We start from the raw sequence: 12906 nt of genomic DNA on the forward strand, positions 1-12906 counted from the left end.
TCTGCACATCGGTGCGTTACTTGCGCTTGCGGATCTCCTCGGCGGCCTGCGGGACGACCTTGAACAGGTCGCCGACCACGCCGAAGTCGGCCAGCTCGAAGATCGGCGCCTCGGAGTCCTTGTTGACCGCGACGATCGTCTTCGACGTCTGCATGCCGGCCCGGTGCTGGATGGCGCCGGAGATGCCGAGCGCCACATACAGCTGCGGCGACACCGTCTTGCCGGTCTGCCCGACCTGGAACTGGTGCGGGTAGAAGCCCGAGTCGACGGCCGCGCGGGACGCGCCGACGGCGCCGCCGAGCAGGTCGGCGAGCTCCTCGACCAGCTTGAAGTTGTCGGCGCTGCCGACGCCGCGGCCGCCGGAGACGACGATCGAGGCCTCGGCCAGCTCGGGGCGGGCGCCCTTCGCCTCGACCTTGCGCTCGACGACCTTGGCCAGCCGGTCCTTGTCGGTCAGGGCGATCTCGACCTGCTCGACCGACGGGGTGGCCGGCGCCGGGGTGGGGGTGAGCGAGTTGGGCCGGACCGTGACGATCGGCAGGCCCTTGCTGACCTTCGACTTCACGATGGTCGAGCCGGCGAAGACGACCTGCGTGCCGACGCCGTCGGCGTCCAGGGCGACGACGTCGGTGAGCAGCCCGTTGTCGAGCTTGACGGCGACCCGGCCGGCGATCTCCTTGCCCTCCTGGCTGGAGGCGATGAGGACCGCGGCGGGCGACACACGCTGGATCAGCGACGCGAGGACGGTGGCCTTGGGGGCCACCAGGTAGCCGTCGAGGTCCTCGCCCTCGGCGGCGTAGATCGTCGAGGCGCCGAACTCGCCGAGCTTGTCGGCAAGCGCCGCTGCCGAACCGCCCAGGACGACGGCGGAGACGTCGCCGAGCGTCCGGGCCAGGGTCAGCATCTCGAGGGTGACCTTCTTGACGGTGCCCTGGGAGGCCTCGACGACGACCAGTACTTCAGCCATGGTTTCGAACTCCCTTAGACGAACTTCTCGGAGGCCAGGTATTCGACGAGCTTGGTGCCGCCGTCGTCACCCGCGTCGATCTTGTTGCCGGCCTGGCGGGGCGGGCGCTTGGTGTGCTCGACCACGATGCTGGTCGCGCCGTCGAAGCCGACCTCGCCCGCGGCGATGTTCAGGTCGCCCAGCGACAGGGTCTGCAGCGGCTTCTTCTTGGCCGCCATGATGCCCTTGAACGACGGGTAGCGCGGGTCGTTGATCGTGTCCCACACGCTGACCAGCGCCGGGGTCGCGGCGGTGACGACCTCGAAGCCCTCGTCGGTCTGCCGCTCGATGGTGAGCGAGGCGCCCTCGACGGTGAGCTTGCGGGCGCCGGTGAGCGCCGCGATGCCCAGCCGCTCGGCGATCATGTGCGGCATCACCTGCACCCGGCCGTCGGTGGACTCCGCGCCGCAGATGACCAGGTCGGCGCGCTGCTGGGCGATGGCGGCGGCGAGGACCTTCGAGGTGGCGACGGCGCACGAGCCGTGCAGCGCGTCGTCGACGACGTGGACGGCTGAGTCCGGGCCCATGGACAGGGCCTTGCGGATCGACTCGGTGGCGCGCTCGGGCCCGACGGTCAGGATGACCACCTCGCCGCCGTGCGCCTCCTGGAGGCGCAGCGCCTCTTCGATCGCGTATTCGTCCATCTCGTTGATCACGTTGCTGGCCGACGCGCGGTCGACGGTGTTGTCGTCACTGCGCAGGTTGCGGTCCGCGCCGGAGTCCGGCACCTGCTTGACGAGTACGACGATTTTCATCGCGGTCCGAGGTCCTCCTGCTTGACAGTTGCCGCGTCGTCGCGGCCCACTTGCGCCCCACGTTACGGCTCAACTCAGGCGGTAACAGGTTCGCCTCCCGGATGTTACTCGACAGTAGGTTGGCAAGCGCGGTGAAAACTGTCACCCGACGGCTCACCCTGAAGCCGGGGGTGGGGGAAATGTCACAGAACACCGGACTCTTCGAGCCCGCGCGGCCGCTCTCCGCGGCGGTGGCACAGCACGCTGCGGAAAAGGTCACACACCGCCGGTGCGAGGAGCCGGACGGGCATCTGTGCACCTGCGGCCGCCCACGCGAGCACTGCGTGACCGAGACCATCCGCGAGCTGTGGCAGATGCCCGCCTAGTCGTCGGCCATCACGGCCGCCACCTCGGTGCGGGCCGCGCGGCGGGCAGGCAGCACGGCGGCCACCGCGCCGGCCACGGCGGCGATGACGACATAGAGCAGCAGCTGCCCGTAGGGCACGACGGGGTGCCCGTGCCCGAACTGCCGGATCAGGCCGACCGAGGCGGACACGCCGACGAGCACGCCGAAGCCGACGCCGACGACCGCGCCGACGAAGGCCATCAGCATCGCCTCGAGCACCAGCATCCCGCGCAGCTGGCCGCGGGACAGCCCGAGCGCCCGCAGCAGCGCCGACTCGCGGGTGCGCTCCAGCACCGACAGGGCGAGGGTGTTGGCGATGCCGGTCAGGCCGATCACGATCGACATGCCCAGCAGCGCGGAGAACACGCCGAGCTGCTCGTCGAGGGAGCCGGTGATCCGGGCCCGCCACTCGGCCTGGCTGCTGACCTGGGTGAGCGGTGCCTGGACCAGCGACGCGTCGACGGCGGCCCGCGAGTCCTCCGGCGCGATCCCCTCCGCGGCCTTGACCAGCACCTGGTCGGGGTCGCCGGGGCCGAACGCGGTGGCGTAGTCGCTCCAGTCCAGCAGCGCCTGGCCGTCGGTCGGGGCGTCGTCGTAGAGCGCGGCGACGGTCAGCGTCAGCGTGCGCACCCGCACCTCGGAGCCGACCCGGGCGCCGATCTCGTCGGCGAAGAACCGGTTGAGGGCGACCGTGCCGGCCTTGAGCGCGCCGGCGGAGCCCGCGGTGATCTCGGGCCGCAGGACGGTGTCGAGCGCGCCGGGCTCCATCGACCAGATCTCGGCGGCGCGGCCGTCGACGTCGCCGCTGCGGCTGCGGGCGGCGGCGACCGCGGCCAGCTCGCTGCGGGAGCGCAGGGTCGCGGTCACCGCGAGGGGCACCTTCCGGCTCTGCCCGCCCGGGGTGTAGACGCCGCTGATGATGTAGTCGACCGCGAAGTTCTCGTCCAGCTCCTGCTCCGCCTGGGCCCGCGCGGTCGCCAGGAGCACGCTGAAGACACTCATGAGCGCCAGGCCGACCATCAGGGCGCTGGTGGTGGCCGCGACCCGCTTGGGGTTGCGCAGCGCGTTGGTGACCGCGAGGCGGCCGGCGGCGCCGAACAGCTTCGCCGGCAGCCAGCCCGCCCAGGCGGTCAGCCGCGACACGATCAGCGGCGCCGCGATCACGATGCCGGTGAAGACCGCGATCGCGCCGAGGAACACGATCGGCACGCCGGTGAACCCGGGCACCGTGGTGCCGTAGAGCATCAGCAGCCCACCGGCCGCCGCGGGCACCGCCGCGAGGGCGATGCGCAGCAGCCGGCGCCCGGGGGCGACCTCCGACAGGGTGGTCGTGCGCAGCGCGGCGATCGGCGGGATCCGGCTCGCGGTGGCCGCCGGCAGCAGCGACGCGATCACCGTGAACAGCGTCCCGGCGAAGACGCCGACCAGCACGGTGCGGGGCTCGACGATCAGCCGGTCGACCCGCACCCCGCTGCCGACGGTGTTGCGGCCGATGAGCAGGCCCTCGCCGACGACGGTGCTGACGAGCAGGCCGCCGAGGGAGGCGACGACGCCGACCACGACGGCTTCCAGGATCACCGAGCCGAACAGCTGCCCCTTGGACGCCCCGACGCAGCGCAGCAGCGCCAGCTCCCGGATCCGCTGGGCGACCAGGATCGCGAAGGTGTTGTAGATGACGAAGACGGACACCGCGAGCGCGATCAGCCCGAAGCCGAAGATCACGATGAGGAAGCCGTCGACGTACTTGGCGGCGGCTCTGGCGTAGTCGTCGCGCAGCTGCGCACCGGTGGTCACCCAGGCCCGGCCGCCGAGGGCCGACTCCAGCCGGTCGGCGAGCTGCTGCTGCGTGACGCCGGGCTGCGCGGACACGACGACCTGGGCGTAGCCGTCGGCGCCGGTGAGCGTCCGCATGTCCTCCGGGGTGAGCGCGGCGACGGTGAAGCCCGCGAAGCGCTTGTTGGCGCCCAGGTCCATGATGCCGACCAGCGTCAGCGCGACCGGTTTCTGGTCGGGGCCGACCACGGAGATCCGCTCGCCGACCTCGAAGCCGTAGATCCTGGCGGTGGTGTCGTCGACCGCGATCTCGCCGGCGCGCTGCGGCTGCCGGCCGGTGCCGATGTCGTACATCGACAGATGATCATCACCGGGGGTGGACAGCGCCCAGCCGATCCGGCCAAAGTAGGAGATCAGCCGGCCCTTGTCGTCGAGCATGGGCAGCCGCTCGGCCATCCGGCCGTCGGCGTGCGCCACGCCGGGCACCGCCTTGATCTCCTCCACGATGCCGGGGTCGAACCGCTGGCCGGACTCGCTGAAGCCGGACGAGCCGACGGACGCGTCGACGTTCTTCGCGGCGCGGGCAAGGTCGTCGTAGAAGGCGGCCTTGGCCGTGTCGCCATAGACCAGGGTGCCGGCGAGGAACCCGACTCCGATCATGATGGCGGTCGCGGTCAGCAGCAGCCGTAGCTTGTGAGCACGCAGCCCGGCGAGAGTTGTTCGCAGCATCGGCCGCGACTGTACCTAGGGAGTCTGACAATGGTGTCGATGTGGGCAATCATCCGACGCTGGTTCGATCCGGACGAGGTGCGATCCGTCGGCCGCACGCCCGACTACCGCTTCTCCCTGGCGAACGAGCGCACGTTCTTGGCCTGGCTACGCACGGCCCTGGCCCTGGTCGGCGGCGGGCTGGCGGTCTCGCAGTTCCTGCCCGGCCACCGGCTGCGGGTCGTGATCGCAGTGTCGCTCTTCGCGCTCGGCGGCCTGGTCGCGATCCGCGCGATCGACCACTGGGCCCGCAGCGAACGGGCGATGCGGCTGGGTGAGGCGCTGCCGCCGTCGCGCTTCCCCGGCATCCTGTCGCTCATCGTCGCGCTCGGCGCGGTCGCCCTGCTGGTGGCGACGTTCCTGTGAGCGGTCCGACCCGCGACGACGACACCCCGCTGGACACCCAGCTGGAGCGCACCGTGCTGTCCTGGCGGCGCACGACCGTGTCGTTCACCGTGATGGCACTGCTGCTGGCGCGGCTCGCCGTGCTCCAGACACCCCGGCCGGTCGCCCTCGTCGCGGTCGCCGCCGTCGGTCTCACCTGGGCCGGCGCGATTCACCTCGCCCGGGTGAGAATCCGCTCGATCACCCGTCCGGTGCGCCGCACGCTACCGCTCATCGTCACGCTCATCCTCCTGTACTGCGTGACGGGCACCCTCTTGCTGGTGTCATAGGGCGCTTCGCTGCGTCATGATGGCGCCATGGGACGTGCACTGCCCTTTCTCATCGTGCTGGTCGCGACGCTGGTCGCGTTGATCGACTGCCTGTCCACGGACCGCGACGACGTCCGTGGGCTACCGAAGGTCGTCTGGTGTCTCGTCATCCTGCTGCTCCCTGTCGTCGGCGTCATCGCCTGGTTCTTCGCGGGCCGTCCGCTCGCGACCGAGCAGCCCGCCGGGGTTGCCTCGGCCGGCGGCCCGGCAGGCGGCCCGCGCCGCAGGCAGGCCAAGCCGGTCGCACCCGATGACGACCCCGATTTCCTGCGCGGCATCGACACGAGCCGCTCCCGCGACGACGCCGAGCTGCTGCGCCGCTGGGAGGAGGATCTCAAGCGCCGGGAGGAGGAGGGGTAGCCCGCGGCACGCAGAGCAGGAGCGCGGCGGGTGAGATCGTCGCCACGAGCATGCGGGCCGGCGCGACGACGTCGCCGTCGAGTTCGCGGGCCTGTTCGCGGTCGCTGTGCACCTCGACCTTCTTCGCCCGGAAGGTCTCCAGCTGCCGGCTGTCACCCCGGCGCATGATCACGCCCCACCCGAGCCGCATCCAGTCGGTGAGGTCGCGGGGGGTCAGGATCGCCACGTCCAGCCAGCCGTCGTCGGGCTGGGCATCCGGCAGCAGCGGGATCCCGCCCTGCAGGCGCCCCACGTTGGCGACCAGCACGGTGCGGGCGCGGCGGCGCAGCCACGTGCCGCCGTCGAGCCGGATCCGCATCGGTACCCGCTTGCGGCGCAGCGTGCGGAGCCCGGCCACGACGTAGGCGGGCCAGCCGAACCGGCGCTTCATCGTGTCGGGGGTGGCGTCGAGCATCTCCGCGTCGAATCCCATCCCGGCCATGACCGTGAACGTGCCGGGGTGCCCGGTGCTGGTGTCGGCGCCGTCGACGATGCCGACGTCGATGCGGCGCCGGTCACCCCGGACCGCCAGGTCGACGGCGGCCCGCACGTCGCGGGTGACGCCGAGGTTGGTGGCCAGGAGGTTGCCGGTGCCCGACGGCACCAGCGCCAGGGCCACGTCCGTGCCGGCGAGCACCGACGCGACGGCCATCACGGTGCCGTCGCCGCCACAGGTGAGCACCACGTCGACGGCGGCCTCCACGGCCTGGACCGCCATGCCACAGCCGGGGTCCTCGGGCGTGGTGGTCAGCCAGAGCGGCTCGGGCCAGCCCGCCTCGGCGAGCAGGTCACAGATCTCCTTGCGCCGCTCGTCGAGGTCGATGACCTTGGACGGGTTGACGATGACGGCGGCGCGCTGCGTCACGTGCCGACCTTGCGGTACCGGGCCTGGAAGAAGCAGTACACGCCGAACGCCGCGACGCCGAGCGCCACCGCGAGCAGCAGGAACTTGCCGAACGGCTGCTCGACCAGGGCGTGCAACGCCGCGTCGAGGCCACGGGACTTGCCGGGGTCGTTGGTGACCGCCGCCTGCAGCAGCAGGATGCCGACGATGCCGAACGCGACACCCTTCGCGCCGTAGCCGATCTGCCCGGCGCGGACCGCGGTCTTGCGGGTCTTGGGCAGCGCCGCACCGAAGTTCAGCTTGCGTTCGAACTTGCGCTTCCACCCGTACCAGAGCATCCCGACGCCGAACGCGAGGACGCCGAGGCCGATCAGCCCGATGAGCCACGCGCCGGCCGGCTTGGCCATGATCCCGGCGGTGGCCTGCTCCTGCTGGTCGGCGCTGGACGACGGTGTGCCGGTGAGGACCTTGCCGGCGGTCCACGCCAGGGCGGCGTAGATCACCACGCGGGCGGCCGAGGCGACCCGCTCCCAGATCCGTTCCTTGCCCCGCACGTCGCGGTGGCCCCAGATCGCCAGGGCGACCTGCCACAGGGCGAGTGCGACCAGGCAGATCAGCGTGAACCAGAGCAGCACCTTGCCGAACGGCTGCTCCGCGAGCTTCTGGAAGGCGCCGGACTGGTCACCCTCCTGCCCGCCCACGCCGAAGGCGATCTGCGCCGCCACCCACGCGAGCGCGAGGTGCAGCAGCCCGTATCCGATGAACCCGACCTTGGTCAGATTCTTGAAAAGGTCACTCTGCGTGGCGCGGTGTGCTGTATTGGCGGCCGTCATGTTCTCGTTCTCCCCCGACTGGGCATGCTGGCAAACGTGAGGACCTCCAGATCCGCTCTTTTGCGCATGGCCGGCTTCGGTGGCACGGCCCTGCTGTTCAGCCTGTTGATCATCGCCGTCCGGGTGCGCTGGGTACCTCTGGAGTCGGTCGACCGCGGCATCGCCGAGGAGCTCAACGAGGCCGTCGCGCCGAGTGACTTCCTGGTTACGCTGATGGGTGGCATCAGCCGGCTCGGCAGCTTCGGCGTCATGGCCTGGCTCGTCGCGATCGGCACCACGCTGGTGCTGGTCCGTAAGCAGTACAGGCTGGCTGGGTTCCTGGTCGCGACCACAGTCGGCGGGCTCATCCTCGACCCCACCCTCAAGCTGGCGGTCGGCCGGCTGCGCCCCGTCGTCGAGCAGCCCGTCGCGCACGGCGGTGGCAACAGCTTCCCCAGCGGCCACTCCCTCAACTCGCTGATCTGCTACACGGCGCTGTTGCTGGTGTTCCTGCCGGCGCTGCGCCCCCGCTGGCGCAGGGTGGCGGTGATCGGCGTCGGCGTGATCGTCGCGCTGGTCGGGTTCAGCCGGCTGGCGCTTGGCGTGCACTTCCTGTCCGACGTGATCGGCGGCTGGTCGCTGGGCATCGCCTGGATCGGGCTCTGCGCCACCGCGTTCGAACTGCTGCGCCACCACGAGGGCCTGCGGGTCACCGAACCCCTGGAGGAGGGGCTGGAGCCCGAGGCCGCCGACGACCTGCGCCCCACCGAGCCGCACGAGCACCGGACGGGCACCGGCTGGGCGCTCGCCGGGGCCGCCGTCGCCTGGGTCTTCACCTTCGGCGCGCTCGTCGCGGTCGGGCTCCCCCTCGCCCGGTACCGCGACGGCAACGGCAACGTCCTGTGGGACTCCACGATCCCGCACTGGTTCGCCGCGCACCGCAGCGACGCGCTCGGGCACGTGAGCATCGTCGGCAGCGAGGTCGGCAACACCCACGCGATCCTCGCGATCGGCCTCGTGATCGGCGCGGTGTCCCTCGCCGCGATCCGCCGCTGGCGCCCGGTGATCTTCCTGCTGTCGGTGATGTTCGGCGAGCTGACCCTGTTCCTGGCCAGCGCCGCGATCGTCGACCGGGCCCGCCCCGACGTGGAGAACATGGACGGTCCGATGCCGACGTCGAGCTTCCCGTCCGGCCACGTCGCCGCCACGATCCTGATCTGGGCGACCGCCGCCGTGCTGATCGTGCCGCGAACCCGGGCCTGGTGGCGGTGGGTGCTGCCGGTCCTCGCCGTCGCGATGCCGCTGTGGGTCGCCGTCTCCCGCATGTACCGCGGCATGCACCACCCGACCGACATCCTCGGCAGCGTGCTGCTGTCGGCACTGTGGCTGTGCGCCATGTACTGGCTGATCAGACCCAACGGCGACGTCGCTTCGGAGCCGGTCCCGGCGCCGGCCGGTGAGCTCCAGGACGCGGGCGTCTCACGATGAACCAGGACTGGTTCCTCACGGAGGAGGAGCGGGGCAACCCGCACACCAGGATCACAGCGTGGACCGACGGCAACGCCGTGCGGCCGCTGATCGACGGCAAGGAGTACTTCGCCGAGCTGTACGCCGCGATCGAACGGATGGAGCGCGGGGACCTGCTGCTGTTCACCGACTGGCGCGGTGACGCGAGCCAGCGGGTCAGCAAGCACGGCCCGTCGATCGGCTCGGTGCTGTGCGCCGCGGCCGAGCGCGGGGTCCGCGTCAAGGGACTCCTCTGGCGCTCGCACTGGAACGCGCTGCAGTTCAGCGCGGCGGAGAACCGGCGCTTCGCCCGCAAGATCGAGGCCGCCGGCGGCGAGTGCCTGCGTGACATGCGGGTCCGCGTCGGCGGCTCGCACCACCAGAAGCTTGTCGTCCTGCGCCACCCCACCCGGCCCGAGCTGGACCGGGCCTACGTGGGCGGGATCGACCTGTGCCACGGCCGCCGCGACACCCCCGCGCACGAGGGGGACCCGCAGCCGGTGGAGATCACCCCGAAGTACGGCCGCCGCGCACCCTGGCACGACGTGCAGCTGGAGCTGCGCGGGCCGGTGGTCGGCCAGGTCGAGGCCACGTTCCGGGAACGTTGGGAGGACCCGTCGGCGCTGTCACGCAACCCGCTGCACTGGGTGCAGGGCAAGGTCGAGGACGAGAACCTGGACCCCGACCGGCTGCCGCCGCAGCTGCCCGACCCGGCGCCGGCCGGGGCGCTGAGCGTGCAGCTGCTGCGGACGTACCCCTACCGCCGCGGCGGCTACCCGTTCGCCCCGGACGGCGAGTTCAGCGTCGCGCGCGGCTACGGCAAGGCGGTCAGGCAGGCCCGGCGGCTGATCTACCTGGAGGACCAGTACCTGTGGTCGCCGAAGGTCGCCAGCTGCTTCGCCGACGCGCTGCGGGAGAACCCCGGCCTGCACCTGGTCGCCGTCGTGCCGCGCCATCCGGACCGGCCCGGCAGGTTCGGGAGCATGCCGCAGCTGTACGGCCGTTCCCGGGCGCTCGCCATGCTTCGCGAGGCGGGCGGCGACCGGCTGCACGTCTTCAGCCCGGAGAACGCCGCGGGCACCCCCATCTACGTGCACGCCAAGGTCTGCGTCGTGGACGACACCTGGGTCACGACCGGCTCCGACAACGTGTCGCTGCGCTCCTGGACCCACGACTCGGAGCTCACCTGCGCGATCCTCGACCCTTCCGGCACCTACGCCCGGGACCTGCGGGAGCGGCTCTGCCGGGAGCACCTCGAGCTCGACGAGCTGCCCGAGGGCCCGATCGAGGAGATCTTCGACGCCTCCGCCAAGGCGCTGCAGGCGTGGCACGACTCCGGCCGGATCGGCCCCCGCCCCGCCGGACGGCTGCTGCCCTACCACCCGCCGCGGGTACCGCGCCGCACGGCGGCCTGGGCACGTGTGGTCTACAACACCATTCACGACCCCGATGGCAGGCCACGGCGGCTGCGCCGGGCGGGTGCCTTCTGAGCGTTTTGCGCCGTTCACCCACCCGCCTTGTCGACGTGGTCGTATAGGGCGATGACAGCGTGGCAGCTCGCCTGCATCGACATGGCGGGGACGACGGTGCGGGACGACGGCCTGGTCGAGCAGGCTTTCACGGTCGCCTTCGCGGGCGAGGGCGTCGCGCCCGGCACCCCGCAGCACGACCGGATGCTCGCCGTCGTGCGCAAGACGATGGGGCAGAGCCGCATCGAGGTCTTCCGGCTGCTGCTCGACGGTGACGAGCGCCGCGCCCAGGCCGCCAACGAGACCTTCGAAGAGGCCTACGGCCTGCTCGTCGACGAGGGTGCCGTGCTGCCGATCCCCGGCGCCCTGGAGGCCATCAAGACGCTGCGGACCGCGGGGATCAAGGTGGCCCTGACGACCGGGTTCGCCCGCGCCACCCAGGAAGCGATCATGGACGCCCTCGGCTGGTGGGGCCAGGTCGACCTGGTCCTCTCCCCCGCCGACGCCGGCCGCGGCCGGCCGTTCCCGGACTTCATGCTGGTCGCCGCGCTGAAGCTGGGCGTCGAGGACGTGCGCCGCATGGTCGTCGTCGGCGACACGCCGCTGGACCTGATCGCAGGCCAGCGCGCCGGCGCCGGCCTGCTCGTCGGCGTCCTCACCGGCGCCGGTGACCGGCAGGCCCTTCAGGCGTCCGGGGCGCACGAGGTGATCGGGTCGATCGGCTCGCTGCCCCGGCTCCTGGGTCTGGAATAGCCGTTGTGGCGTGGCCCTACGCCAGGTTCGACGACCTCGGGTAGGCGTCCTCGGGGTCGGTGAGCACGTTGACCAGGTAGGGCACGCCCGAGGCGAACGCCCGGCCGAACGCGCCCGCGAGGTCGCCCGGCTTCTCCACCGTCTCGCCGGCCCCGCCGAGCGCCCTGACGACGTCGTCGTAGCGCAGCCCCGGCTGGAGGTCGGCGGCGACGTCGTAGCCGTAGATGTTGCGCATCGGGTGCTTCTCCAGCCCCCAGATGCCGTTGTTGCCGACCACGATCACGACCGGCAGCTGCTGGCGCACCAGCGACTCGACGTCCATCAGCGAGAAGCCGGCGGCGCCGTCGCCCATCAGCACGCAGATCTGGCGGTCCGGATACGTCACCCGGGCCCCCATCGCGTAGCCCATGCCGGTGCCGAGGCAGCCATACGGCCCCGGGTCGAGCCAGGTGCCCGGCTGCGACGGCTCGAGATACTTGCCGGCATAGGAGACGAAGTCGCCGCCGTCGCCGATCGTGACGGCGTCGTCGGCGAGGACCTTGCGCAGCTCGCCATAGACGCGGCTCGGCTTGATCGGATCGGTGTCCGCGTCCAGTGCCTGCCGCTCCCGGACCCGACCGGCGTCCTCGGCGGCCCGCAGCGCCTCGATCCAATCCTCGTGATCGGCGACGAGTCCCGCGTACGACGCGAACGACGCCAGGATCGCCCGCAGGTCACCCGACGGTGCGGCGGCCGGGGTGACGTGCCCGGCCCGCTGCGACGGCGCGTCGGTGACGTGCACGACCTGCGCGCCGCCGAAGTCGCCGAAGCCGAGCCGGAAGTCCAGCGGGGTGCCGACAACCGCGATCACGTCCGCGCCGCCGAACGCCGCCTTGCGGGCCCGGGAGAACGCGAGCGGGTGCGACGGCGGCAGCGTGCCGCGGCCCATGCCGTTGGCGAACACCGGCACGCGCAGCGCCTCAGCCGCCTCCCGCAGCGCGGCGGTGGCGTGCCCGGCCCACACGTCGGAACCCGCGATGATCACCGGTCGCTGCGCCGCGGCGAGCAGCTGCACCGCCCGCGCGACCTCGTCCGGGTCCGGCTCCACATGCGGCACGGCCGGTGCCGGCGCCGCCTCGATCCCGTTCTCCTGCGAGAACACCACCTCGAGGGGCAGGTCGACGAAGACCGGCCCCCGGTGCGGGGTCAGCGCGGCGAGGGCCGCGGCCTGCATGCGGGCATACACCTGATCGGTGGCAAGGATGGTCTCCGCGTGCTTGGTGACCGCGCGGACGATCGGCAGGTGATCCATCTCCTGCAGGCTGCCCGAGCCCCAGCGGAACTGCGGCGCCCGCCCGCCGATCACGACCACCGGCGCGCCGTTGAACGAGGCGCTGGTCAGGCCGGAGATGCCGTTGGTGACGCCGGGGCCGGCGGTCAGGACGGCCAGCCCGGGGCGGCGCTGCAGCTTGGCGACGGCCTCGGCGGCGAAGACCGCGGACTGCTCGTGCCGCACGTCGACGATCCGCACGCCGGTCTTGTGGGCGGCGTCATACAGCGGGAAGACGTGGGCGCCGGAGAGCGTGAACAGCTCCTCGACCCCGAAGCCCCGCAGCGCCGCGAGAGCCAGGTCCCCGCCGTGCCCGTCGATCTGCGTCATGCACCCTCCTCGATCAGGTCCGACCGACGCGAATGTTACTCACTTTCACCGTGCCGCGGAGCCTTCATCGCCCCCGGAGCCTTC

General features: G+C 71.9%; 13 protein-coding genes. 7 read left to right on the plus strand and 6 right to left on the minus strand.

Translation table 11 applies throughout. The annotated features are described in order from the left end of the window. Positions 1-16: 16 nt before the first annotated feature. Positions 17-967 carry an electron transfer flavoprotein subunit alpha/FixB family protein gene (locus AB0K00_RS26125; protein WP_363524660.1) on the minus strand — a complete coding sequence of 317 codons (951 nt, stop codon included), beginning with the start codon at positions 965-967 and terminating at the stop codon, positions 17-19. A gap of 14 nt (positions 968-981) precedes the next feature. Further along, positions 982-1761 carry an electron transfer flavoprotein subunit beta/FixA family protein gene (locus AB0K00_RS26130; RefSeq protein ID WP_363524663.1) on the minus strand — a complete coding sequence of 260 codons (780 nt, stop codon included), beginning with the start codon at positions 1759-1761 and terminating at the stop codon, positions 982-984. A gap of 179 nt (positions 1762-1940) precedes the next feature. Between AB0K00_RS26130 and AB0K00_RS26135 the strand changes: the two genes are divergently transcribed. Continuing rightward, positions 1941-2126, plus strand: a complete 186-nt coding sequence (locus AB0K00_RS26135) for a hypothetical protein (RefSeq protein WP_363524666.1) — start codon at positions 1941-1943, stop codon at positions 2124-2126. Here the strand turns inward: AB0K00_RS26135 and AB0K00_RS26140 are convergent. Further along, positions 2123-4648, minus strand: coding sequence for an FtsX-like permease family protein (locus AB0K00_RS26140; protein ID WP_363524669.1), 2526 nt, complete (start codon positions 4646-4648; stop codon positions 2123-2125). The genes AB0K00_RS26135 and AB0K00_RS26140 overlap by 4 nt on opposite strands. A gap of 39 nt (positions 4649-4687) precedes the next feature. Between AB0K00_RS26140 and AB0K00_RS26145 the strand changes: the two genes are divergently transcribed. Genes AB0K00_RS26145 through AB0K00_RS26155 form a run of 3 tightly spaced genes read left to right on the plus strand, consistent with a single transcriptional unit; the run spans position 4688 to position 5760 of the window. Next, the gene (locus AB0K00_RS26145) at positions 4688-5053 is read left to right on the plus strand and encodes a DUF202 domain-containing protein (protein WP_363524672.1); all 366 of its coding nucleotides are present in this window, start codon (positions 4688-4690) and stop codon (positions 5051-5053) included. Further along, positions 5050-5361, plus strand: a complete 312-nt coding sequence (locus AB0K00_RS26150; RefSeq protein WP_363524675.1) for a DUF202 domain-containing protein — start codon at positions 5050-5052, stop codon at positions 5359-5361. Before AB0K00_RS26145 ends, AB0K00_RS26150 begins: the two co-directional genes overlap by 4 nt. Positions 5362-5388: 27 nt before the next feature. Next, positions 5389-5760 carry a PLD nuclease N-terminal domain-containing protein gene (locus tag AB0K00_RS26155; RefSeq protein WP_363524678.1) on the plus strand — a complete coding sequence of 124 codons (372 nt, stop codon included), beginning with the start codon at positions 5389-5391 and terminating at the stop codon, positions 5758-5760. On the opposite strand, the gene AB0K00_RS26160 is transcribed toward AB0K00_RS26155, so the two are convergent. Both AB0K00_RS26160 and AB0K00_RS26165 read right to left on the minus strand, forming a co-directional pair. Next, complete coding sequence (locus AB0K00_RS26160) at positions 5735-6664, minus strand: diacylglycerol kinase family protein (protein ID WP_363524681.1); 930 nt, start codon at positions 6662-6664, stop codon at positions 5735-5737. The two genes, AB0K00_RS26155 and AB0K00_RS26160, sit on opposite strands and share 26 nt — an antisense overlap. Further along, positions 6661-7476 carry a DUF1206 domain-containing protein gene (locus AB0K00_RS26165; protein ID WP_363524684.1) on the minus strand — a complete coding sequence of 272 codons (816 nt, stop codon included), beginning with the start codon at positions 7474-7476 and terminating at the stop codon, positions 6661-6663. Before AB0K00_RS26165 ends, AB0K00_RS26160 begins: the two co-directional genes overlap by 4 nt. Before the next feature lie 36 nt (positions 7477-7512). Between AB0K00_RS26165 and AB0K00_RS26170 the strand changes: the two genes are divergently transcribed. The 3 genes from AB0K00_RS26170 to AB0K00_RS26180 are packed head-to-tail and all read left to right on the plus strand — an operon-like array spanning position 7513 to position 11183. Continuing rightward, on the plus strand, positions 7513-8943 hold the full coding sequence (locus tag AB0K00_RS26170) for a phosphatase PAP2 family protein (protein ID WP_363524687.1): 1431 nt from the start codon (positions 7513-7515) through the stop codon (positions 8941-8943). After that, positions 8940-10451: a phospholipase D-like domain-containing protein gene (locus tag AB0K00_RS26175; protein ID WP_363524690.1), complete on the plus strand. Its 1512-nt coding sequence runs from the start codon at positions 8940-8942 to the stop codon at positions 10449-10451. The genes AB0K00_RS26170 and AB0K00_RS26175 overlap by 4 nt, the downstream gene beginning before the upstream one ends. A gap of 51 nt (positions 10452-10502) precedes the next feature. Then, positions 10503-11183 carry a phosphonatase-like hydrolase gene (locus AB0K00_RS26180; protein ID WP_363524692.1) on the plus strand — a complete coding sequence of 227 codons (681 nt, stop codon included), beginning with the start codon at positions 10503-10505 and terminating at the stop codon, positions 11181-11183. Between the two features lie 16 nt (positions 11184-11199). On the opposite strand, the gene AB0K00_RS26185 is transcribed toward AB0K00_RS26180, so the two are convergent. Continuing rightward, complete coding sequence (locus tag AB0K00_RS26185) at positions 11200-12822, minus strand: acetolactate synthase (protein WP_363524694.1); 1623 nt, start codon at positions 12820-12822, stop codon at positions 11200-11202. Between the last annotated feature and the right edge of the window lie 84 nt (positions 12823-12906).

The sequence above is a fragment of the Dactylosporangium sp. NPDC049525 genome (genome assembly GCF_040676755.1).
In the GTDB taxonomy this organism is placed as follows: Bacteria; Actinomycetota; Actinomycetes; order Mycobacteriales; family Micromonosporaceae; genus Dactylosporangium.

Bases quoted from the DNA above. Each gene is read 5' to 3' on its own strand.
- AB0K00_RS26135 (WP_363524666.1), top strand. From the start codon at position 1,941: ATGTCACAGAACACCGGACTCTTCGAGCCCGCGCGGCCGCTCTCCGCG.
- AB0K00_RS26165 (WP_363524684.1), bottom strand. From the start codon at position 7,476: ATGACGGCCGCCAATACAGCACACCGCGCCACGCAGAGTGACCTTTTC.
- AB0K00_RS26155 (WP_363524678.1), top strand. From the start codon at position 5,389: ATGGGACGTGCACTGCCCTTTCTCATCGTGCTGGTCGCGACGCTGGTC.
- AB0K00_RS26140 (WP_363524669.1), bottom strand. From the start codon at position 4,648: ATGCTGCGAACAACTCTCGCCGGGCTGCGTGCTCACAAGCTACGGCTG.
- AB0K00_RS26175 (WP_363524690.1), top strand. From the start codon at position 8,940: ATGAACCAGGACTGGTTCCTCACGGAGGAGGAGCGGGGCAACCCGCAC.
- AB0K00_RS26180 (WP_363524692.1), top strand. From the start codon at position 10,503: ATGACAGCGTGGCAGCTCGCCTGCATCGACATGGCGGGGACGACGGTG.
- AB0K00_RS26125 (WP_363524660.1), bottom strand. From the start codon at position 967: ATGGCTGAAGTACTGGTCGTCGTCGAGGCCTCCCAGGGCACCGTCAAG.
- AB0K00_RS26130 (WP_363524663.1), bottom strand. From the start codon at position 1,761: ATGAAAATCGTCGTACTCGTCAAGCAGGTGCCGGACTCCGGCGCGGAC.
- AB0K00_RS26145 (WP_363524672.1), top strand. From the start codon at position 4,688: ATGTGGGCAATCATCCGACGCTGGTTCGATCCGGACGAGGTGCGATCC.
- AB0K00_RS26185 (WP_363524694.1), bottom strand. From the start codon at position 12,822: ATGACGCAGATCGACGGGCACGGCGGGGACCTGGCTCTCGCGGCGCTG.